The following is a 20,805-nucleotide window of genomic DNA, read 5'->3' as shown; positions in this document are numbered from 1 at the left end:
CGTGTCGCCCGGGACGCCGGGGGCTGAATACCCTTGTGCCGTGAGCGACGCGACCCTCGGCCCCGAGGACAACAAGATCATCGTGCTGGCCCGTTCCGCCCGCGCCCGTAACGGCGCCGCCGAGGGCGCGGCCGTACGGGACGAGACCGGCAGGACCTACGCGGCGACCAACGTGGCGCTGCCGTCGCTGACGCTGTCGGCGCTCCAGGTCGCCGTGGCGATGGCGGTGTCCAGCGGGGCGGAGTCGCTCGAGGCCGCCGCCCTGGTCACCGCGGGCGAGGGGCCCTCCGAGGCCGACGGCCGGGTGGTCCGCGAGCTCGGCGGCCGGACCGTGCTGGTGGCCGGCCTGGACGGAACGCCGCGTCAGAGCTGAGTCCGGCATCGGGGACAATGGTTGGCGTGAGTTCCTCAGCTGTTGATTTCCATGCCGGTTTCGCCTGCTTCGTCGGCCGGCCCAACGTCGGCAAGTCCACGCTGATGAACGCGTTGGTCGGCACGAAGGTGGCGATCACCTCCTCCAAGCCCCAGACGACCCGCCGGGCCATCCGCGGCATCGTGCACCGCCCCGACTCCCAGCTCATCATCGTCGACACGCCGGGCCTGCACCGGCCCCGCACGCTCCTGGGCGAGCGGCTGGACAGCCTGGTGCTGTCCACCCTCACCGAGGTCGACGTGATCGGCTTCTGCGTGCCCGCCAACGAGCCCGTCGGCAAGGGGGACCGGTTCATCGCCGAGAAGCTCGCGGGCATCAAGAAGACCCCGGTGGTCGCCGTGGTCACCAAGTGCGACCTGGCGACCCGGGAACAGATCGCCGAGCAGCTGCTCGCGGTCTCCGCGCTCGCCGACTTCGACGACATCGTCCCGGTCTCCGGGCGCTCCGGCGAGCAGCTCGACGTGCTGGCCGACGTGCTGGTCCGGCGTCTCCCGCAGAGCCCGCCCCTGTACGAGGGCGGGCAGCTCACCGACGAGCCCGAGCAGGTGCTGGTGGGCGAGCTGATCCGGGAGGCGGCGCTGGAGGGCGTCCGCGACGAGCTGCCGCACTCGATCGCGGTCGTCGTCGACGAGATGCTGCCCAGGGAGGGTCGTGACGACCTGCTGGACATCTACGCCCACATGTTCGTCGAGCGGCCGTCCCAGAAGGCCATCGTGATCGGGCACAAGGGGTCGCGGCTCAAGGACGTCGGCAGCCGTGCCCGGACGCAGATCGAGGCGCTTCTGGGCACCCGCGTCTACCTCGACCTGCGGATCAGCGTCGCCAAGGACTGGCAGCGCGACCCCAAGCAGCTCCGCCGCCTGGGCTTCTACGACTGACGGCGGGTCACCGTCCCGGACGCCGTCTCCGGGCGTTCTTCCGGGACCGCCACGTTCAGTGGTGGCCGGTGACCGTCCCCTCTCCCTCCTCCAGCCGCCGTCGCAGCTCGACCGCGTCCCGGCCCAGGGCGGAGACCAGGGTGCCGGGACCGGCCAGCGGGAGGACGGCCCAGCCGTCCCCGGTCACGGCCTCCGGTGCCCTGCCGGTGATCAGGGTGCTCCCCACGCACCGGGCGTCGCCGTAGACGGCGGAACTGCCGTCGATCTCCGGGTCGCCCACCACGAACTCCTGCCGGAGCAGCGGAACCCCGCCGAGGACGGCGTCGAAGCGCGAGTGACAGCGGCCGGGCCGCTCGCCGTACCGGCCGAAGACGATCTCCTCGCGCCAGTGCACCCGGGCGTCCTCGGCCAGCTCCAGCCGGACGACCAGGCGGTGCCGGCAGCCCGCGGCGAGCACCGTCGGCTCGGGCGCGAACAGCAGGCGGGCACCGGCGCCGACCCGGGCGGTGACCGTCATCACGGACTCGGCGTCCGTGGAGCCGGGCAGCACCAGTGTGCTCGCCACCGACCGCACCTCCAGCGCGGTGCCCGGCGCGACCTCGATGTCGAGGGCCAGGTCGTCCCCGCCCAGCGGGCCCGCCGCGGTGGAGACCAGGTGGACCCGGCCCGGCGCGGTCGTCCGTACCGTGAGCGGCGGGCTGGACCGCATGGTCGCCAGGACGGTCCGGCCGCCGGTGTCCCGGGCGGTGACGATCGCCGCGCGCGCCCTCATCGACCGCCGTCCCGGCCGCCCGGCCACCGACGGGGGAGAGCCCTGCGCGGGAGAGCCCTGCGGGGGAGGGCTCTGCCGGGCGGTGCTTTGCGGGACGTGGCCCTGCGGGGCGTGGCTCTGCGGGACGGGGACGGGCGAACGGCCCGGGACCCGGTCAGGGGCGGGGCCGGGCGCGGGGAGCGTCGCGGGAGGCGGGACGCGGAAGGTGAGGGGAGCGGGGTCGGGGGCGGACACGGGATCAGGCGTGCGAGTGCTCGTGGGCCCAGGACTCGACGAGGCCGCTGACCCACTCGGAGACCGCGTACGCGTTCGGGTCCTCCCGGATCGAGGTGAACAGCACGGGCCGGCCCTCCCGTACGGCCGCCGCGTCGCGTGACATGACCGTGAGGTCGGCGCCGACCATGGGGGCCAGATCGGTCTTGTTGACCACCAGCAGGTCGGCCGTGGTCACGCCGGGGCCGCCCTTGCGGGGGACCTTGTCGCCACCGGACACGTCCAGCACGAAGATCTGCCGGTCGGCCAGGCCCCGGCTGAAGGTGGCCGTGAGGTTGTCGCCGCCGCTCTCCACGATCACCAGGTCCAGCGGGCCGAAGCGCTCCTCCAGGGTCTCCACCGCGTCGAGGTTGGCCGCGATGTCGTCGCGGATCGCGGTGTGCGGGCAGCAGCCCGTCTGCACGGCGGCGATCCGTTCCGGGTCGAGCACCCCGGCCCGGCGCAGGAAGTCGGCGTCCTCGGTGGTGTAGATGTCGTTGGTCACCACGCCCAGGCGCATGGCCGGGCCGAGGGTGCGGCACAGCGCCGCGGTCAGCGCGGTCTTGCCGCTGCCGACCGGGCCCCCGATCCCCAGGCGCAGGGCCCGGCCGTGCGGGTCGGCCGCGTGGTGATGGTCGTCATGGTTGGCGCCCACGGGGGTCACCGTCCTTCCAGATGGTCGTCAGGAGACGAAAAGCCGTAGATCCGCGCGGACATGGCGTTCGGCGAGCAGGTCGAGGGCCGGGGCGGCGTGCGCGGGCAACGCCTCCCAGACCTCCGGGCCGTGGTGGGCATGGGGGTCGCGGGGGTCGCGGGGGTCGCAGGGGTCGCGGGGACCCGGGGTGACGGTGGTCGCGATCCGTTCCAGGGCCGGGGCGAGGTCGGCGAGCAGCCGGTGGACGGCGACCGGGTCGAGGCCCAGCAGCCGGACCGCCGCGGTGGCGGGCGCGGTGACCGAGGTGTACGCCGCCGCCAGGGCGGCCTCGGCCGGGGAGCATCCGGCCACCGCCGCCACGGCGCCGAGCGCGAGGGGGTGGTGGACGCCCTGGGGTACGGCCCCGGCCTGCGCGTCGAGCACCGGTGACGGCCAGATCCTCCGGGAGGTCCGCAGCAGCAGCCTGCCCTGGGTGCGGCTCGCCTCCCGCTGGGCGGGCGAGGAGATCCTGGCGTCGGCCTCGGCGTCCAGCCGCGTCCACCCGGCACCGTCCGCCACGGGCGCGCCGGAAGCGGCCCCCGGGGGATCGGCGGCGAGGGGGGCGGCATCGGGACGGACACCGCCGGGACGGACACCGCCGGGAGGAACGCCGCCGGGACGCGCGGCGCCCGGGGGATCGGAGGCGAGGTGTGCGGCGAACTCGCAGGCCGCGGCGGCCAGGGCGGCCGTGACCAGGCCCGCGGTGGCCAGGCGGCCCCGCAGGAAGGCGGCCAGGCCGGGCAGGTCCCCGATCGCGCCGGCCCTGACCGCCTCCTCCACCCCTCCCGAGTGCCCGTGACCTCCCGCGGGCAGCCGGGAGTCGGCCAGGAGCAGCAGGGCGGCGTTCATGCTCCGGGTCCTCCTTCGACGTGACGGGCGGGCGGTGCGGTCAGAACAGGAAGTAGCGCTGGGTCATCGGCAGGGTCTCCGCCGGGGCGGGTTCGACCAGGTCCCCGTCGACGCTGACCGCGAAGGTGTCGGGGTCCACCTCGATCCTGGGCATGGCGTCGTTGAGCGGCATGCTCTCCTTGCCCCGGCGGCGCACGTCGGCCACCGGCAGCAGGCGCCTGCGCACGGCCAGGCGGTCGGCGAGGCCGTCCTCGATGGCCAGCGGGGCGACGAAGTGGACCGACGTGGCCGCGGCGGTGACCGGGGCCGCGCCGAACATCGGGCGCGGCATCACCGGCTGCGGGGTCGGGATGGAGGCGTTGGCGTCGCCCATCTGCGCGTAGGCGATGACCCCGCCCTTGACCACCAGGTCCGGCTTGACGCCGAAGAACGCCGGGTCCCACAGCACCAGGTCGGCCAGCTTGCCCGGCTCCACCGAGCCGACCTCGCCGTCCAGGCCGTGGGCCACGGCCGGGCAGATCGTGTACTTGGCCACGTAGCGGCGGGCGCGGAGGTTGTCGGCGGGGCCGTCGCCGGGAAGCGCGCCCCTGCGGCGCTTCATCACGTGCGCGGTCTGCCAGGTCCGGATGATCGTCTCGCCCACCCGGCCCATCGCCTGCGAGTCCGAGCCGATCATCGAGATCGCGCCCATGTCGTGCAGGACGTCCTCGGCGGCCATCGTGGAGGGCCGGATCCGGGACTCGGCGAAGGCCAGGTCCTCGGGGATGGACGGGTTGAGGTGGTGGCAGACCATCAGCATGTCGAGGTGCTCGTCGAGCGTGTTGACGGTGTGCGGGCGGGTCGGGTTCGTCGAGGACGGCAGGATGTTGCCGTAGGAGGCGACCCGGATGATGTCCGGCGCGTGACCTCCCCCGGCGCCCTCGGTGTGGTACGCGTGGATCGTCCGGTCACCGATGGCGGCCAGCGTCGACTCCACGAACCCGGCCTCGTTGAGGGTGTCGGTGTGGATCGTGACCTGGGTGCCGGTGGCGTCGGCGACCGACAGGCAGGCGTCGATGGCGGCCGGGGTGGTGCCCCAGTCCTCGTGCAGCTTGAAGCCCGACGCCCCGGCGCGGAGCTGTTCGAGCAGTCCCTCGCTGCTGACCGTGTTGCCCTTGCCCAGGAGCGCGACGTTGACCGGGTAGGAGTCGAGCGACTCCAGCATCCGGGCCAGGTACCAGGTGCCGGTGACGGTGGTGGCCTTGGTGCCCTCGGCGGGCCCGGTGCCGCCGCCCACGATGGTCGTCACCCCCGCGGCGAGGGCCTCGTCGAGGATCTGCGGGCAGATCAGGTGGACGTGGGAGTCGATCGCCCCGGCGGTCACGATCTTCCCGTTGCCCGCGATGATCTCCGTCGAGGGGCCGATGACCAGGTCGGGGTGGACGCCGTCCATGGTGTCGGGGTTGCCGGCCTTGCCCAGGGCGACGATCCGCCCGTCCCTGATCCCGATGTCGGCCTTGACCACGCCCCAGTGGTCCAGGACAACCGCGCCGGTGATCACCAGGTCGGGCGAGCCCTCCGCCCTGGTGGTCCTGGCCTGGCCCATCGACTCCCGGATCACCTTGCCGCCGCCGAAGACGGCCTCGTCACCCGCCCCGGCCGGGCCCATCGACAGGTCCTCGGTGACCTCGACGAGCAGGTCGGTGTCGGCCAGCCTGATCCGGTCGCCGACGGTGGGGCCGTAGAGCGCGGCGTAGCGGGATCGGTCAATGAACACGGGGGCTCCCGTCGAGAGGTCCGGCCCACTCCGGGCGGAGGCCGGGGACGATCCGCGATCCGCCGATCGGCACCAGGGTCACGTCACGCTCCACGCCGGGCTCGAAGCGCACCGCGGTCCCGGCCGGCACGTCCAGCCGGGTGCCCCAGGCGGCCTGCCGGTCGAACTCCAGGCCGGGGTTGCACGCGGCGAAGTGGTAGTGCGAGCCGACCTGGACGGGCCGGTCGGCGGTGTTGACGACGCGGACGACGATCCGCTCGCGTCCCGGGTTGAGCGGGACGGGCTCGTCGCCGTACAGGATCTCGCCGGGTCTCATCGGGGCTCACCGCTCCTCGGGTCGCGGGGTCGGCCGGTGCTCGGGTGATCGCCGGCGTTCACGGCCGCGTCCACCGGGTGACCCGCGTCCGCGGGACGGCCGGTGTTCACGGGATCGGCTGGTGGACGGTGACGAGCTTGGTGCCGTCGGGGAAGGTGGCCTCGATCTGCACCGACGGCAGCATCTCGGGCACCCCCTCCATGACGTCGTCACGGGAGAGCACCGTGCGTCCCGCCTCCATCAGCTCGGCGACGCTGCGCCCGTCCCTCGCCCCCTCCATCAGGAAGGACGCGATGATCGCCGTGGCCTCGGGGTGGTTGAGCCGGAGACCACGTGACCTGCGGTCGCGGGCGACCCCGGCGGCGACGTGGATGAGCAGGCGTTCCTGCTCGTGTGGTGTGAGCCGCATTCCCGGACCATAGGAACCGGTGGTTTCCACGGTGTTGCACGTCGATGTCGTGCCGGTTTCCAGGTGCCGCGACCCTCCCGAACCGGGCAGAACCGCCTTCCGGGACCCCTCCGCGGAAGGGCTCACCGCGTCTGTCGACGTAGATATCACGAAATGGCGGAACCGGCGGAACGGACGGGGTGAATTCCGCGCCGCCATCTCCTGTCACGCCGGTGAAATCCCGGCCATGCGCAATTAACAACCGCGAACTCACCGGGAAACCTCACTCCGTCACCTTGGCGGCAGATAGATCGGTGCGGGGGCCGTACCGGCCAAGGAGGAAAGTCGATGAGGAACTCAGCATGGCGTTCCGCGGCGCTCGTCGCCGCGCTGGCCACAGCCCTGACCGCCTGTGGCGGTGAGGCCCCCGCGGACAGGAACGCCGCCTCCGCCGCCGGCGGTGACGCGGACGGCATCAAGGTCGGCATCCTGCACTCGCTGAGCGGCACCATGGCCATCAGCGAGGTGACGGTCAGGGACGCCGAGCTGCTCGCCGTCGAGGAGATCAACGCCGCCGGGGGAGTGCTCGGCAAGAAGCTGGTCCCGGTGGTGGAGGACGGCGCCTCCGACTGGCCCACCTTCGCGGAGAAGGCCACCAAGCTCATCCGCCAGGACAAGGTCGCCACCACGTTCGGCGGGTGGACCTCGGCCAGCCGCAAGGCGATGCTGCCGGTCTTCGAGCGGAGCAAGGCCCTGCTGTGGTACCCGGTGCAGTACGAGGGCCTGGAGAGCTCGCCCTACATCTTCTACACCGGGGCCACCACCAACCAGCAGATCATCCCGGGCCTGGACTACCTCAAGGAGCAGGGCAAGAAGAAGATCTTCCTGGTCGGCAGCGACTACGTCTTCCCGCGCACCGCGAACAAGATCATCAAGGCGTACGCGGCCGCGAACGGCATGGAGGTCCTCGGCGAGGAGTACACCCCGCTGGGCCACACCGAGTACAGCACGCTGACCAACAAGGTCGTCCAGGCCAAGCCGGACGCCGTGTTCAACACCCTCAACGGTGACAGCAACGTCGCCTTCTTCAAGCAGCTCGCCAGCGCCGGGATCACCGCGAAGGAGATGCCCGTGCTGTCGGTGAGCGTCGCCGAGGAGGAGGTCAAGGGCATCGGCGTCGACAACATCGCCGGCCACCCGGTCGCCTGGAACTACTACCAGACCACCGAGACCCCGGCGAACGAGAAGTTCGTCGCCGCCTTCAAGGCCAAGTACGGCGCCGACAAGGTCACCTCCGACCCGATGGAGGCCGGCTACAACGCCGTCTACCTCTGGGCCGAGGCCGCCAAAAAGGCCGGGACCGTCGAGGTCGAGGCCGTCAGGAAGGCCGCCGGGGGCATCGCCCTGGAGCGCCCCGAGGGCCTGGTCACCATCGACGGCGAGAACCAGCACATGTACAAGACCGCCCGGATCGGGGTGATCCAGCCCGACGGCCTCATCAAGGAGGTCTGGAACTCCGGTGAGCCGATCAAGCCCGACCCCTACCTCAAGGGCTACCCCTGGGCGAGCGGCCTGGCCGACGGCTGATCCCCCACAGACCGGCTCCGGACCGGGCCGTGACCAGATCACGGACCGCACCGTGACGCGCCCACACCGCGGCGCGGCCCGGCCCGGAGCCAGAGACCCGCAGGAAGGGGACCTCCGGTGGAGGCGTTTCTCAACCAGCTGCCGATCGGCCTGTCCATCGGCGCCGTGCTGCTCCTCATCGCCATCGGCCTGACGTTCACGTTCGGCCAGATGGGCGTGATCAACATGGCCCACGGCGAGTTCATCATGGCCGGGGCGTACACCGCCTACCTGCTCCAGGACCTCACCGGCCGGATGGCCGTGATCGTCGCACTGCCCGTCGCCTTCCTGGTCGCCGGGCTGATGGGACTCCTCCTGGAGCGGCTCGCGATCCGGCACTTCTACGGCCGCCCGCTCGACACCCTGCTGCTCACCTGGGGCGTCAGCCTGGTGCTCCAGCAACTCGCCCGCGACCTGTTCGGGGCGCCCAACGTGCAGGTCCAGGCTCCCGCCTGGCTGCAGGGCGGCATCGCCTCCCTGCCCTACAACCGGCTGTTCATCTTCGGCCTGGCGATCGCCACCGTGGTCGGCGTCTGGGCGTACATGAACCGCACCGGCCAGGGCCGCCGGATGCAGGCCGTGATGCAGAACCGGCAGCTCGCCGCGGTCAGCGGCATCGACACCGCCCACGTGGACCAGCGCACGTTCTTCATCGGCTCCGGCCTGGCCGGGGTCGCCGGGGTGGCCCTCACGCTCATCGGCCCGGTCGGGCCCGCCCTGGGCACCTACTACATCGTCGACGCCTTCCTGGTGGTCGTCGCCGGAGGGCTCGGCCAGCTCCGCGGCGCCGTGATCGCCGCCGCCGGGCTCGGGCTGCTCAACTCCTACGCCGAGTTCTGGACCGACGCCAGCCTGGCGAAGGTCATCGTGTTCGCCGCCGTCATCGCCTTCCTCCAGTTCAGGCCGCAGGGCCTGTTCGTACTCCGATCGAGGGCACTCACGTGAATCTCGCACGCCTCAGGGGGCCGGGGGTCTTCGCGGCGGTGGCCGTGGCCGCCCTGGTCGTCGCGCCGCTCCTGCTGGAACCCTTCCGCCTCGGCCTGCTGGCCAAGTACCTCTGCTTCGCGATCGTCGCCCTGGGCATCGGCCTGGCCTGGGGACAGGGCGGCATGCTCGTCCTGGGCCAGGGCGTCTTCTTCGGCCTCGGCGGCTACGCCATGGGCATGCACCTGAAGCTGGTGGACGCCCAGGGCGACCTGCCCGACTTCATGGTCTGGAGCGGCGTCGAGCAGCTCCCCGCCCTGTGGAGACCGTTCGCGAACCCGGTGTTCGCGCTGGCCATGGTCGTGCTCGGGCCCATGCTGATCGCCACCGTGCTGGGCCTGCTGGTCTTCCGCCAGCGGGTCCGCGGCGCCTACTTCGCGATCCTCACCCAGGCGCTCGCCGCCGCGTTCGTCATCCTGCTCATCGGCCGGCAGGGCCTGACCGGCGGCACCAACGGCCTGACCAACTTCTACGACCTGTTCGGCCAGGACCTGGCCGCCGACTCCACCCAGCGCGGGCTGTACATCGTGGTGGCGATCGTCACCGGCCTGCTCTACCTGGGCGCCCGCCACCTGGTGAACAGCCGCTTCGGACGGCTGCTGGTCGCGATCAGGGACGGCGAGGACCGCGTCAGGTTCCTCGGCTACGACCCGGCCCGGGTCAAGACCGTCGTCTTCGCGCTGTCGGCGGGCATGGCCGGGCTCGCCGGGGCCCTGTTCGTGCCGGTCGTCGGGATCATCTCGCCCGCGCTGCTGGGCGTGGTGCCCTCCCTGGAGCTCGTCGTCGCCGTCGCGGTGGGCGGCAGGTACGCACTGGCCGGGGCGGTCCTCGGCGCGGTCGTCATGGGGTACGCCAAGACGACCTTCAGCGAGCAGTTCGCCGACGGCTGGCTCTACCTTCAGGGTGCGCTGTTCATCCTGGTCATGACGCTCGCCCCGCGGGGGATCTGGGGCCTGGCGGCCTCGGCCCGCGACGCCCTGGCCCGCCGGTCGAAGCGCCCGCCGTCCCCGGAGGTCCCGCCCGTGGACACCCCCGGTGACAGGGTCATGGAGGAGGTCCGATGAGCCCGATGCTGGAAGTACGCGGGCTGAGCGTGGTCTTCGACGGCTTCCGGGCCGTCGACGGCGTCGACCTGACCGTGCGGGAGGGCGAGCTGCGCTTCCTGATCGGTCCCAACGGGGCCGGAAAGACCACGCTCATCGACGTGATCACCGGCCTGACCCGTCCCACCACCGGCGAGGTCCTCTTCGACGGCCGCGACCTGGTCGGCCTGCGCGAGCACAGGATCGTCCGGCTCGGCGTCGGGCGGACCTTCCAGACCTCGGTGGTCTTCGAGGAGCTCACCGTGGAGGAGAACCTCGACCTGGCCGCCTCGTTCCGCCGCCCGCTGTGGTCGCTGGCCCGGCGCAGGCGCGGCACCTCCGACGCCGTCGCCGAGGCGCTGGAGACCACCGGGCTGAAGGACCTGGCCGGACGCCCGGCCGGGGTGCTCTCCCACGGGCAGCGGCAGTGGCTGGAGATCGGCATGCTGCTCACCCAGCGGCCCAAGCTGCTGCTGCTGGACGAGCCGGTGGCCGGGATGTCCAAGGACGAGCGGGAGCGCACCGGCGAGCTCCTGACGTCCGTGGCGCGCGACCACACGGTGATCGTGATCGAGCACGACATGGAGTTCCTGCGCAGGTACGCCTCGCAGGTCACGGTCCTGCATGAGGGCAGGGTGCTGATCGAGGGGTCGGTGGACCAGGTCCGCGACGACCCGCGCGTGCAGGAGGTCTACCTCGGAAGGAGGCGGAGCGATGCTGTCGGTACGGGAACTTGACGCCGGGTACGGCAGGGCCCGGGTGCTGTTCGGGGTGTCCCTGGAGGTCGAACCCGGGCAGCTGATGTGCGTGATGGGCCGCAACGGGGTGGGCAAGACCACCCTGCTCAACACCGTGACGGGCGTGCTGCCCGCCACCGCGGGCACGGTCGTCTTCGAGGGCCGCGACGTGACGCGCCTGCCGCCGCACGAGCGGGTGCGCCTGGGCATGGCGTACGTCCCCCAGGGCCACGAGACCTTCCCGCAGCTCAGCGTGCTCGGGAACCTCCAGGTGACGCTGGAGGCCGCCAAGGGGCCCAGGGAGGCGCTGGAGGAGGCGCTGGAGACCTTCCCCCGGCTCAAGCCGCTGCTCAAGCGGCGCGCCGGGTTCCTGTCCGGCGGCCAGCAGCAGCAGCTCGCCATCGCCAGGGCCCTGGTCACCCGGCCGAAGCTGCTCATCCTGGACGAGCCCACCGAGGGCATCCAGCCGTCGATCGTCATCGAGATCGAGGAGGCGATCGAACGGCTGCACGCGACGGGGCTGTCGGTCCTGCTGGTCGAGCAGTACCTGGACCTGGCGCTGCGGCTGGCCGACCGGTTCGTCATTCTCGACGCCGGGCACGTCGTCCATTCCGGAGCGGCCGCGGATCTGCGCGAGGAGGGAATTCACCGCCTTCTCACCGTCTGAACCCCGTCCTTTTCCCCATGCCCCCCGGGCGGGGATTTCCCCGGCCCCACCGGGGATTTCCCGCCTGGTTCCCTTCCGGGAAAAGGCGTTTGATCTCTTCTTGGTGAAGGAGCGCCCGCCGCGCATGACGGCGGCATAACCTACTCGGAAAAAGGGAGTCCGGGGGTGTGATGGCGGAGAGACCTGCGGACGGGGGAGCGCGGCCGCGGGAGGTGCCGCCCCCCGCGGAACGGCACGAACGGCACGACCGGGACGGCGCCGGTCACACCGGTGACGACGACCGTCCCGCCGGGGGCGTCCCCGGCGGGCCCGGTGACCCCGACGATCACGCGGCCCCCGGGGACCCCGGCGATCCGGACGACCCCGGCGCCTTCGCGGGAGGGTACGCCGGACCTGCGCCGGGACCTCCCCGGGTGCGGCGGTTCCGGCGTTTCCGCATGATCGCCTGGATCGCGCTGGTGCTCGCCGCCGCCGTGGTCGCCGCGTCCATAGCCTGGGTGAACGGCCCTCCCACCGAGGCCGAGCTGCGCGAGAAGGCGGGCCTGTTCGACCGCGACAGGCTCCGGGTCGGCGTGAAGGTCGACACCCCCGGCATCGCGCTGCAGGAGCAGACCGGAAGGCGCACCTTCAAGGGCTTCGACATCGACATCGCCTACATGATCGCGGCCGACCTGGGCTACCTGCCGGACCAGGTCGAGTTCCTGGCGATCGAGACCGAGGACAGGGCGCGCATGCAGGCCCTGGACGACAACGGCCGGTTCGTCAAGGTCGACCTGGTGGTCGCGACCTTCAGCGTGACCCCCTCCCGCAAGGCCGACCCCTCGGTCGGCTTCTCCACCCCGTACCTGTTCACCGAGCAGTCGGTGGTGACCAGGACCGAGTACCCCGGCTCGATCACCTCCCTGGGCCAGCTGGGGGGCAAGAAGGTCTGCACGCTCGGCACCTCGACCTCCGAGAGCGAGCTGGCCAGGGCGACCAGGGCCGACGTCACCGGCAAGAACCTGATCAGCGACTGCGTGAGCGGCCTGCTGGACGGCGACTTCGACGCGGTGACCACCGACGCCGCCCTGCTGGCCGGGTTCGTCGCCCGCTCCGGCGGGAAGCTGCGCCACCACGACATCGCGCTGGAGAAGACCGAGATGTGGGCGGTCAACGCCGGGTCCAACGCGGCCCTGCGCACCCTGGTCGACCTCGCGCTCTACCGTTCCTACGCCGACCCGCAGGACCACCGCTGGGAGAACGCGTACCGCGACCACATCGACCCGCTGCTGTCGGCCAGCCCCCGGGTGAACGTGGCCCAGGCCGAGCAGCCGTGCGCGCTGCCCCCGCCGGTGCGCCGCTGGCCCTGGGAGCGGTCCCTGCCCGTCCAGGACTGCCCGTCCCGTTGAAGAACGAGGCACGGGTCGGGGACGCGCCGAGGAACCAGGAGTGGTTCCTCACGCTGCTGCCGGTCTTCCCGATCGTCCTGCTGGTGATGCGGCTCTGGTACGCCAGCAGGCAGGACACCCAGACGCTGCTGCTGCTCGTGCAGACCATCAGCCCGCTGGGACTGCTGAGCGCGGTCCTGCTGACCACGCTGTGGGTGCTGCCCGTCGCCTGCGTCGGCGGCCGGTTGCTCGGCACCCTCTACTGGATCAGCACGGGCCGCTCCTCGTGGCTGGTGCACGCGGCGCGGCGGCTGCCCGGCTGGGTGGTGGTCCTGACCGTCGTGGTGGGCGTGTGCACCTGGCAGCTGCGTTTCCTGCCGACCCTGATGATGCTCGCCCTCGCCCTCGCGGGCCTGACCGTGCGCGACCGCCTCCCCGGCCACGACGGGCTGCGCACCGCGGTCTGCTACGGCCTTCCGGTGATCGCGGGCGTGCTGTCGTACGTGCTGCTCTGGCCGGCCATCGTCGCCGCGTTCGCCCAGCGGGACGTGGCGACCGCGCTGCTGCTGACGCTCCCGCCGGGGCTGGCGGCGCTGCTGACCGGCCCGGTGCCCGTGGCGCCCGCCAGGGTGCTGACCCACGGCATCGCGATCGCGACGGCGGTGTTCACGCCGCTCCTGGTCGGGGTGGTCGTGATGCGGGCGCCGATCCTCCCGCTGATCGCCGTGCAGTTCGACGAGGGCGGCACCACCGAGGTGGTGGTGGGACACCTGGTCGCCACCGACGACCAGATGTCCACCGTGCTGGGCCGCGACGGCGCGGTCAGCTTCGTCCGCAACGACCGGCTGCGCTCGAAGGTGCTCTGCCCCGACCCGGGGGAGGTGCCCAGGACGTGGGTGAACCTGCACGGCTGGTACGTCGAGCAGAGCATGATCTCCTGGCTGGCCCCGGCCTCCGTCCGTACCCCGGACGACCCCCGCTGCCAGGGCCGCCCGGCACCGGACGGTGAGAGGATCAGGCCGGGCGGCGCTCGATGATCTCCCGGACGATCGAGGCCAGCAGGTCCACGTCGGCCTCGGTGGTCCGCCAGTTGAAGATGGCCGGTCGCAGCGCCTTGACCCCCCGGTAGGTGGTGGTCCCGGCGTAGACGCGGCCGTCGGCGAGCAGTTCCGCGCCGATCCACGCGTTCAGCGCGTCCAGCTCCTCCTCGCCGGCGCCCGGCGGCCGGTAGCGGAAGCAGACCACGCTCAGCCGTACCGGAGCCAGCAGTTCGAGGTCGTCGGCCTTCTCCACGACGTCGCCGAGGCGCAGGGCCAGGTCGTGATGGCGCTCGACCATCTGCCGGTACCCCTGCCTGCCGTACGCCCGCAGGGTCGCCCAGATGGGCAGCGCCCGCGCCCGCCGGGAGGACTCCGGGCCCAGCACGTTGTAGTTGACGTGCGGATCGTCACCGGGCGGCAGGTAGGCGGCGCCCCACGCGCCGAACGACCTGGCCATCAGCTCCGGCTCGCGGACGAAGGCGAAACCGCTCTCGTAGGGCACGTTCAGCCACTTGTGCCCGTCCGAGGTGACCGAGTGGGCCCGCTCCACCCCCCTGACCAGGTGCGACAGGCGCGGGGAGGCCGCGGCGAACAGCCCGAAGGCCCCGTCCACGTGCAGCCAGGCGCCGTGCCGCTCGGCCAGGTCGGCCATGTCGTCGATGGGGTCGAAGTCCCCGGCGTTCACCTCGCCCGCGTTCGCGATGATCACCGCGGGGCCGTCGATCTCGCCGAGCGCCCGGTCCATGGCCGCCAGGTCGACCCGTCCCGTCTCGTCCGCGGCCAGGATCCGCGCGCCGTCGCGCCCGCAGCCGAGCATCTGCAGCGCCTTGCGGCTGCTGGGGTGCAGGTACCCTCCGGCCAGCACGGGCATCCTCGGCAGCCCCGCCAGCCCGTCGGCCCCCACATCGGCGCCGTGCCGCTCCCCCCACCACTGCCGGGCGCAGGCCAGGCCGGTGAGGTTGGCGAACGTGGCGCTGGGGGTCAGCACCCCGCCGTACGAGGCGGGCAGCCCGAACAGGTCCTTCAGCCATCCCAGGACGACGGTCTCCGCGCGGGTTGCGAACGGCGAGGTCAGCCAGAGCCCTCCGGCCTGGTCCAGCAGCGAGGTCGTCCAGTCGCCCGCCTGGGCCGCCGGGGTCGAGCCTCCGACGATGAAGTGGAAGAACCGCGGGCCCGAGGAGTGGGTGGCCGCGCCGGTGCCGACGTGCAGCAGCCGCCGGACGGTGTCCATGGTGCCCTCGCCGTGCTCGGGAAGGGGATGGTCGAGCAGGTCGAGAAGATCGTCGGCCCCGTGGTCGTGGACGGGACGGTCGTCCAGGGAGCCGAGATAGGGTCCGGCGGCCAGGGCCACCGCCTCCAGCGCGGCCGCCGCCTGGTCACGCTCGTGCAAAGGGTCGCTCATCCCCAAGGATGAGCACGTCCGCCCCCGGCCCGCCAGTTCTCGTTCCACACCGCGGAACCGTACAGGACCGCTCCGGGCCGCTCCGGCCCGGCCGGGGCCGGGCCGGCCGCCACGTGCCGGGCGGTCTGTGCCGTGCGTCCGTGCCGGAGGACGTTCGTGCCGGTCGATCGCCGGTCGATTGCCGGTCGTGATCGGGCCGCGTGCCGGTCGCCCGCGGGCCGGGACCGGGTCGTCCGCGGGCCGTGGTCAGGTCACTGGCGGTAGTCCTCGACCTCGTCGATCGGGCGGGGGGCCGCGACGTCGGGGTCCTCGCCGAACTCGCGGCGCGCCCGGCGCTGCCTGAGCAGGTCCCACGCCTGGTCGAGGGCCTCCTCCAGATGCCTGATCCGGGTGTTCTCCTCGCCCGAGGAGATCGAGTGCGCGGAGAGCCTCTCGCGGAGCTCCTTCTCCTCGGCGATGAGCTCGTTGATGTGGGCGAGAATGTCGCCGTCCTTCATGGCCGTCCCCCCGTACTGTTCCTGTCGACGTCCCTTCGGACTGTATCCGATCAGGAAAAGGCCATATCGTCGCAGGTCCCGGCCGGTGCGCCGATGCGGCCGGAATCCGGCGTCCCGCCTGCTGAGACCGAGGCCCCCGCATTCCGGACAGTCTGCTAACGTGCTGTGCATGCTGCGCGGCCTGCTTCTTAGCTGCCGCGACGAGGGCCTGTAGGGGCCGGCTCCCTCGTCGCGGAGCGAGCCATGCGCGTCGGCCACGATTGTTTTCCCAGTCGAGGAGCCTTGCATGTACCCGCAGCAGCAGCCCAGTCCCATGCCGTTCGGCCGCTACCGGCCTTTCGAGCCGATCCGGCTGACCGACCGCACCTGGCCCGACAAGGTCATCGAGCGGGCCCCGCGCTGGTGCGCCGTCGACCTGCGTGACGGCAACCAGGCGCTGATCGACCCCATGGACCCCCAGCGCAAGCTCACGATGTTCCAGCTGCTGGTGAAGATGGGCTACAAGGAGATCGAGGTCGGCTTCCCCGCCGCCTCCCAGACCGACTTCGACTTCGTACGGCAGATCATCGAAGAGGACCTGATCCCCGACGACGTGGTGATCCAGGTCCTGACCCAGGCCAGGCCCGAGCTGATCGAACGGACCTTCGAGTCGGTACGCGGGGCCTCGCAGGCCATCGTCCACCTGTACAACTCCACCTCCACCCTGCAGCGCCGGGTCGTCTTCGGCCAGGACCGCGAGGGCATCACCGCGATCGCGGTCGAGGGGGCCAAGCTCTGCAGGAAGCTGGCCGACGACATGGAGGACACGGAGATCTACTTCCAGTACTCCCCGGAGTCCTTCACCGGCACTGAGCTGGAGTACGCCGTGGAGGTCTGCGACGCGGTCAACGACGTCTGGCAGCCCACGCCCGACCGCAAGGTGATCGTCAATCTGCCCGCGACCGTCGAGATGGCCACGCCCAACGTCTACGCCGACCAGATCGAGTGGATGCACCGCAACCTGGCCTACCGCGACTCGATCGTGCTCTCCCTGCACCCCCACAACGACCGCGGCACCGCCGTCGCCGCCGCCGAGCTGGGCTACATGGCCGGGGCCGACCGGATCGAGGGCTGCCTGTTCGGCAACGGCGAGCGCACCGGCAACGTCTGCCTGGTCACGCTGGGCATGAACCTGTTCTCCCAGGGCGTGGACCCGGAGATCGACCTCTCCGACATCGACGAGGTCCGCCGGGTCACCGAGTACTGCAACCAGCTGCCGGTCCACCCGCGCCACCCCTGGGGCGGCGAGCTGGTCTACACCGCCTTCTCCGGCTCCCACCAGGACGCCATCAAGAAGGGCTTCGAGCACCTGGAGCGCGACGCGGCCGCGGCGGGGGTCCCGGTCGAGGAGTTCGCCTGGGCCGTCCCGTACCTGCCGATCGACCCCAAGGACATCGGCCGCACCTACGAGGCGGTCATCCGGGTCAACAGCCAGTCGGGCAAGGGCGGCGTCGCCTACATCATGAAGGCCGACCACCACCTGGACCTGCCGCGCCGCCTGCAGATCGAGTTCTCCCGCGCCGTGCAGGCCCGCACCGACGCGCTCGGCGGCGAGGTGAACGCGGCGCAGATGTGGGAGGTCTTCACCGACGAGTACCTGCCCAACCCGGCCGCCTCCTGGGGCCGTCTGGGCCTGCTGGCCCACCGCACCGCCTCCCGGGGCGACGGGAAGGACGCCATCGGCGCCGACCTGCGCGTGGAGGGTGAGATCCGCGAGGTCGAGGGGGTCGGCAACGGCCCGATCTCCGCGTTCTGCGACGCGCTGTCCACGATCGGCATCGGCGTGCGCGTCCTGGACTACGCCGAGCACGCCATGAGCTCCGGCACCGACGCCAAGGCCGCCTCCTACGTCGAGTGCGAGATCGGCGGTCAGACCCTCTGGGGCGTCGGCATCGACGTGAACACCACGGCCGCCGCGCTCAAGGCCGTCATCTCCGCGGTCAACCGCGCCGGTCGCGGCCAGGGCGGGGTCACCGGCCGATCCGTGTGATCCGTGTGATCCGGACGCGGGGCGGTCACACGCCCCGCGTTCACGGTCCCATCCGCGCGGCGGGTCCTTCCCGCGGTGCGAGGACGGGGGCCGGAGACCGCCGGTGAGGCCTTTCCCCGGTGAAGGAACGGGCGCCGGGCACCCCCGGCGAGGCCTTTTCCCGGTGAATCGTCCGTGCCCCCGACGGCCGGTCGCGGCATTCCGTGGCATTCCCTGGCGAGTCGCTGCGGGACATCCCCACGCCCCGGCCATAGCATCGTTGCAGTTCAGGACATAAGTCACTCCCCTCGAATAATCCGAACTCCTCATTTTCGGTTATTTACGATATTTCTATCTATCGGGGAAACTTATGCACCGTATCCTTGGCCTGGCCGCTGCTGCCGGGCTCCTTCTCTCCGGCGGTACGGCCGTCGCGGACATGCGACCACCGGGCGACGGGAGCGACTCGCCGCTCGCCCGGGCCACCGCCCTGTCGGCCGTCCGGATCCCGCCGCCGCCCAGGCCGTGGCCGCCACGCCCCGCCCCCGAACCGCCGCCGTCCGAGCCGTCCCGGGGCCGGCCGACCCCGCCGCCTCCCGACCTGTCCTGGCCGCCCCCTTCCGACCCCGGGTCGCCGACGGATCCGTCGTGGGTACGGCCGACCCCGCCCACCTCGGGACCGCCGCCGTGGCCACCGTGGCCGCCCGGCCCGCCTCGTCCGGACCCCGGCCCTCCGACGTCGGAGCCGCCCTGGGTACGGCCGGTCCCGCCTCCGTGGCCACCGCGTCCTGACCCCGAGCGTCCGACGGAGCCGTCGTGGGTGCGGCCGACCCCGCCGACCTCGGGACCGCCTCCGTGGCCACCGCGTCCCGGCCCCGAGCGTCCGACGGAGCCGTCGTGGGTGCGGCCGACCCCGCCGACCTCGGGACCGCCTCCGTGGCCACCGCGTCCCGGCCCCGAGCGTCCGACGGAGCCGCCGTGGGTGCAGCCGACCCCGCCCACCTCGGGACCGCCGCCGTGGCCGCCCCGTCCGAACCCCGGGCCACCGTGGGGCCAGCCGCCCCCGCCTCGCCCGAGGCCGCCGTGGCCGCCGTGGCCTCCGCGTCCCGACCCGTGGCCCCCGCGCCCGGTCCCGCCCATCGTCATACCGCCGGACGGCGGCCGGCCGGTCGTCGGGCCGTACCGCAGGGAGCTCGCGCTCACCGTCACGGAGACGGGCAGGACGCGACGCGCCAGGCTCGGGTGTGCGCCGATCTACGGCACGCATCCCCGCGCGGCCGACGCGTGCGGGGTGCTGAGCCGTGCCCAGGGTGACCCGGCCCTCATCCGGCTTCCCTGGCGGGGATGCCCGCAGTACTACGACGCCGTGACGGCGACCGCGACCGGTCTCTGGAACGGCCGCCAGATCCGTTACTCCAGGACGTTCAGCAACCGGTGCGAGTTGTACGCCGCGACCGGACCGGTCTTCGCCTTCTGACACCGGTCTTCGCCTTCTGGCACCGGCCCGCCGGTGATCGGGCCGTCGCGGTGGCGGGACGCCCCCGCCACCGCGACGGCCCCCTTCCGGCCTCCGGCGTGATCAGTCTGGTTGCTGCAGAATCGTCCGTGTACGCGAAAAGCGGGGAACACGGAGGAAGGCGGCGGATGTCCGATCGGGAGGTTCTGACCGGTGGTGGCGTCAACGAGGTGGTGAGGATCGGCGCGACCGTGCGCCGTCCGACCGGGCCGTGGTCACCCGCGGTCCACGGTCTCCTGCGGCACCTGCGGGCGCGGGGCTTCACCGCGTCGCCCGCGGTGCACGGGGTGACCGGTGACGGCTTCGAGATCCTCGACTTCCTGCCGGGCGAGGTCAGCAACTACCCGGTCACCCCCGCGGCCGCGTCCACCGAGGCGCTGGAGAGCGCCGCCGAGCTGCTGCGCTCCTACCACGACGCCACCGTGGAACACGCCCGCGACGTGACCGGCGGCTGGATGCTGCCCGCCCGCGCGCCCGTCGAGGTCGTCTGCCACGGCGACTACGCCCCGCACAACTGCGTCCTCGACGGCGACCGGGTGGTCGGGATCATCGACTTCGACACCGCCCACCCCGGCCCCCGGCTGTGGGACGTCGCCTACGCCGTCTACCGCTGGGCCCCCCTCACCGCGCCCGCCAACAACGACGGCTTCGGCACGGCAGCGGAACAGGCCCGCCGCGCCCGCCTGTTCTGTGACCGCTACAGGCTCGGCGCCGCCGGCCGGAGCGGCCTGGTCGACACCGTCATCGCCCGCCTGCACGCCCTGGTGGACTTCATGCGGGCCCAGGCCGACGCCGGTAACGCGGCCTTCGCGGGCCACCTGGCCGACGGGCACCACGTCCAGTACCTCGCGGACGCCGCCTACCTCGACGAGCGGCGGGCCGTCTTCGACCGCCTGCTCGGTCCCGGAGGATGATCCCTGACCATGCCGGTTCCGTGGACGGCGATGTCCCTCGAAAGGCCGTAAACTACAGGGAGCCGCAGGTCGGCGGCTTTTCATCGGAGCCGGGCCGCTTCCGCCAGGGAACCGGATCCGCATCGGGATCGGACGGGACGGCGATGGGCGAACCTCCTTTCGAAGCCGCGCTGTCACCCGCGGAACAGGCCGCCATGGGCGAGCTGCTGGCCGCCGACCGGGAGAGCACGATCTCCCAGATCGCGGCGCTGACCCGCGACTGGGACGACCTCGTCGCCGCGTCGGCGATGGTGGCCAACGACGACGAGCACGACCCCGAGGGGGCGACGATAGCCTTCGAGCGCTCCCACCTGCGGGGCCTGCTCGACCGGGCTCAGGCCCACCTCGACGATCTCGACGAGATGACCGAGCGGCTCCGCCGCGGCACCTACGGCGTGTGCGACGGCTGCGGGCGGCCCATCGCGCCGGAACGCCTGCGGGCCCGCCCGGTCGCCCGCACCTGCATCCGGTGCGCGGGACGCGGACGCTGACCGGCCCCCCGGAGACGTCCCCGGGGCGTCCCGTGCACGTCAGGCGGACCGCTGGGGTCCCGGGGACTGCCGGACCACCTCCCGGGGCACCCCCGCG

At 72.4% G+C, this 20,805-nt stretch carries 22 protein-coding genes; 14 read left to right on the top strand and 8 right to left on the bottom strand.

Translation table 11 applies throughout. The features are described 5' to 3' along the window. Window positions 1-40: 40 nt before the first annotated feature. Both ABD832_RS35685 and era read left to right on the top strand, forming a co-directional pair. Window positions 41-373 carry a cytidine deaminase gene (locus ABD832_RS35685; RefSeq protein WP_344904884.1) on the top strand — a complete coding sequence of 111 codons (333 nt, stop codon included), beginning with the start codon at window positions 41-43 and terminating at the stop codon, window positions 371-373. A gap of 17 nt (window positions 374-390) precedes the next feature. Further along, window positions 391-1,311 carry a GTPase Era gene (gene era, locus ABD832_RS35680; RefSeq protein ID WP_344904881.1) on the top strand — a complete coding sequence of 307 codons (921 nt, stop codon included), beginning with the start codon at window positions 391-393 and terminating at the stop codon, window positions 1,309-1,311. 55 nt (window positions 1,312-1,366) lie between these two features. Here the strand turns inward: era and ABD832_RS35675 are convergent, their stop codons facing one another. The 6 genes from ABD832_RS35675 to ABD832_RS35650 form a co-directional block, all read right to left on the bottom strand. Beyond that, window positions 1,367-2,317: an urease accessory protein UreD gene (locus ABD832_RS35675; RefSeq protein ID WP_344904878.1), complete on the bottom strand. Its 951-nt coding sequence runs from the start codon at window positions 2,315-2,317 to the stop codon at window positions 1,367-1,369. A 4-nt stretch (window positions 2,318-2,321) separates the two neighbouring features. After that, on the bottom strand, window positions 2,322-2,990 hold the full coding sequence (gene ureG, locus ABD832_RS35670; RefSeq protein ID WP_344904875.1) for an urease accessory protein UreG: 669 nt from the start codon (window positions 2,988-2,990) through the stop codon (window positions 2,322-2,324). Window positions 2,991-3,017: 27 nt separating this feature from the next. Beyond that, the gene (locus tag ABD832_RS35665; RefSeq protein ID WP_344904872.1) at window positions 3,018-3,878 is read right to left on the bottom strand and encodes an urease accessory protein UreF; all 861 of its coding nucleotides are present in this window, start codon (window positions 3,876-3,878) and stop codon (window positions 3,018-3,020) included. 40 nt (window positions 3,879-3,918) lie between these two features. Beyond that, on the bottom strand, window positions 3,919-5,634 hold the full coding sequence (locus ABD832_RS35660) for an urease subunit alpha (protein WP_344904869.1): 1,716 nt from the start codon (window positions 5,632-5,634) through the stop codon (window positions 3,919-3,921). Continuing rightward, window positions 5,624-5,950 (bottom strand): urease subunit beta, encoded by a 327-nt coding sequence (locus ABD832_RS35655; RefSeq protein ID WP_344904866.1) that lies wholly within the window; start codon window positions 5,948-5,950, stop codon window positions 5,624-5,626. The genes ABD832_RS35660 and ABD832_RS35655 overlap by 11 nt, the downstream gene beginning before the upstream one ends. Before the next feature lie 106 nt (window positions 5,951-6,056). Continuing rightward, complete coding sequence (locus tag ABD832_RS35650) at window positions 6,057-6,359, bottom strand: urease subunit gamma (protein ID WP_344904863.1); 303 nt, start codon at window positions 6,357-6,359, stop codon at window positions 6,057-6,059. 327 nt (window positions 6,360-6,686) lie between these two features. On the opposite strand from ABD832_RS35650, the gene urtA reads away from it, so the two are divergent. From urtA to ABD832_RS35615, 7 genes are all read left to right on the top strand, one after another. Then, window positions 6,687-7,925 (top strand): urea ABC transporter substrate-binding protein, encoded by a 1,239-nt coding sequence (urtA, locus tag ABD832_RS35645; protein WP_344904860.1) that lies wholly within the window; start codon window positions 6,687-6,689, stop codon window positions 7,923-7,925. Between the two features lie 117 nt (window positions 7,926-8,042). Further along, on the top strand, window positions 8,043-8,909 hold the full coding sequence (gene urtB, locus ABD832_RS35640; protein WP_344904857.1) for an urea ABC transporter permease subunit UrtB: 867 nt from the start codon (window positions 8,043-8,045) through the stop codon (window positions 8,907-8,909). Further along, the gene (urtC, locus tag ABD832_RS35635; protein WP_344904853.1) at window positions 8,906-10,012 is read left to right on the top strand and encodes an urea ABC transporter permease subunit UrtC; all 1,107 of its coding nucleotides are present in this window, start codon (window positions 8,906-8,908) and stop codon (window positions 10,010-10,012) included. The genes urtB and urtC overlap by 4 nt, the downstream gene beginning before the upstream one ends. A gap of 5 nt (window positions 10,013-10,017) precedes the next feature. Next, window positions 10,018-10,767: an urea ABC transporter ATP-binding protein UrtD gene (gene urtD / locus ABD832_RS35630; protein WP_413224485.1), complete on the top strand. Its 750-nt coding sequence runs from the start codon at window positions 10,018-10,020 to the stop codon at window positions 10,765-10,767. Beyond that, window positions 10,745-11,434, top strand: a complete 690-nt coding sequence (gene urtE, locus ABD832_RS35625) for an urea ABC transporter ATP-binding subunit UrtE (RefSeq protein ID WP_344904848.1) — start codon at window positions 10,745-10,747, stop codon at window positions 11,432-11,434. The genes urtD and urtE overlap by 23 nt, the downstream gene beginning before the upstream one ends. A 170-nt stretch (window positions 11,435-11,604) precedes the next feature. Next, window positions 11,605-12,822, top strand: a complete 1,218-nt coding sequence (locus ABD832_RS35620) for a transporter substrate-binding domain-containing protein (protein ID WP_344904845.1) — start codon at window positions 11,605-11,607, stop codon at window positions 12,820-12,822. After that, on the top strand, window positions 12,819-13,838 hold the full coding sequence (locus ABD832_RS35615; RefSeq protein ID WP_344904842.1) for a hypothetical protein: 1,020 nt from the start codon (window positions 12,819-12,821) through the stop codon (window positions 13,836-13,838). Before ABD832_RS35620 ends, ABD832_RS35615 begins: the two co-directional genes overlap by 4 nt. Here ABD832_RS35615 and ABD832_RS35610 read toward each other — a convergent pair. Both ABD832_RS35610 and ABD832_RS35605 read right to left on the bottom strand, forming a co-directional pair. Then, entirely contained in the window at window positions 13,816-15,243 is a 1,428-nt protein-coding gene (locus tag ABD832_RS35610) for a pyridoxal phosphate-dependent decarboxylase family protein (protein ID WP_344904839.1), read from the bottom strand. The two genes, ABD832_RS35615 and ABD832_RS35610, sit on opposite strands and share 23 nt — an antisense overlap. 251 nt (window positions 15,244-15,494) lie before the next feature. After that, window positions 15,495-15,740: a DUF2630 family protein gene (locus ABD832_RS35605; protein WP_344904836.1), complete on the bottom strand. Its 246-nt coding sequence runs from the start codon at window positions 15,738-15,740 to the stop codon at window positions 15,495-15,497. A 286-nt stretch (window positions 15,741-16,026) separates the two neighbouring features. Between ABD832_RS35605 and leuA the strand changes: the two genes are divergently transcribed. The 5 genes from leuA to ABD832_RS35580 all read left to right on the top strand — a co-directional run bounded on the left by leuA (window position 16,027) and on the right by ABD832_RS35580 (window position 20,708). Continuing rightward, complete coding sequence (gene leuA / locus ABD832_RS35600; RefSeq protein WP_344904833.1) at window positions 16,027-17,769, top strand: 2-isopropylmalate synthase; 1,743 nt, start codon at window positions 16,027-16,029, stop codon at window positions 17,767-17,769. 627 nt (window positions 17,770-18,396) lie between these two features. Next, the gene (locus tag ABD832_RS35595; RefSeq protein WP_344904830.1) at window positions 18,397-18,540 is read left to right on the top strand and encodes a hypothetical protein; all 144 of its coding nucleotides are present in this window, start codon (window positions 18,397-18,399) and stop codon (window positions 18,538-18,540) included. A 28-nt stretch (window positions 18,541-18,568) separates the two neighbouring features. Beyond that, on the top strand, window positions 18,569-19,225 hold the full coding sequence (locus tag ABD832_RS35590; protein WP_344904827.1) for an SSI family serine proteinase inhibitor: 657 nt from the start codon (window positions 18,569-18,571) through the stop codon (window positions 19,223-19,225). A gap of 167 nt (window positions 19,226-19,392) precedes the next feature. Next, window positions 19,393-20,178, top strand: a complete 786-nt coding sequence (locus tag ABD832_RS35585) for an aminoglycoside phosphotransferase family protein (RefSeq protein ID WP_344904824.1) — start codon at window positions 19,393-19,395, stop codon at window positions 20,176-20,178. Between the two features lie 143 nt (window positions 20,179-20,321). Beyond that, window positions 20,322-20,708 carry a TraR/DksA family transcriptional regulator gene (locus tag ABD832_RS35580; protein ID WP_344904821.1) on the top strand — a complete coding sequence of 129 codons (387 nt, stop codon included), beginning with the start codon at window positions 20,322-20,324 and terminating at the stop codon, window positions 20,706-20,708. Window positions 20,709-20,805 lie beyond the last annotated feature (97 nt).

It is taken from the genome of Streptosporangium longisporum, from assembly GCF_039534895.1.
Taxonomy (GTDB): domain Bacteria; phylum Actinomycetota; class Actinomycetes; order Streptosporangiales; family Streptosporangiaceae; genus Streptosporangium; species Streptosporangium longisporum.
Note: the sequence above shows the minus strand (reverse complement) of the source record. Positions and strands in the feature narration are given on the sequence as shown.